The sequence below is a fragment of the Megasphaera sp. ASD88 genome, from assembly GCF_002287425.1.
In the GTDB taxonomy this organism is placed as follows: Bacteria; Bacillota; Negativicutes; order Veillonellales; family Megasphaeraceae; genus Megasphaera; species Megasphaera stantonii.
Map to the genome: position 1 here is coordinate 1 of NZ_NQXW01000074.1, position 384 is coordinate 384.

The window sequence follows — 384 nt, forward strand, 5'->3', positions numbered from 1 at the left end:
CGGGCGGCACGATTCAGAATGCTGATGGCAGCTTCAGTGTAGACGCCAACGGCAATGTAGATGCGGAAACGGTGAAATCAGAAGGGATGTCGGTCGTCGATGAAGACGGCAATACGACATTCCAAGTCTTGGCGAATGGCGATGTAACGGCTCATGATGTAACGGCAACGACAGTAACAGGCGGCACCGTCATCGGGGAAACGATCCGCAACACCAATAATAGCTTCAGCGTAGATGCCAACGGCAATGTAGACGCTGAAACGGTGAAATCCGAAGGTATGTCTGTGGTTGACGAAGACGGCAATACGACGTTCCAAGTCTTGTCGAACGGCGACGTAACGGCGCATGCCGTGACAGCGACGACAGTAACGGGCGGCACGATTC

1 protein-coding gene is annotated in these 384 nt (G+C 53.9%); it reads left to right on the top strand.

Annotation, left to right across the window (positions count from 1 at the left end; all coding sequences use genetic code 11):
* Positions 1 to 384 (top strand): hypothetical protein (locus tag CJ260_RS12870; RefSeq protein ID WP_158221415.1); only part of this gene is annotated, 384 nt, incomplete at both ends.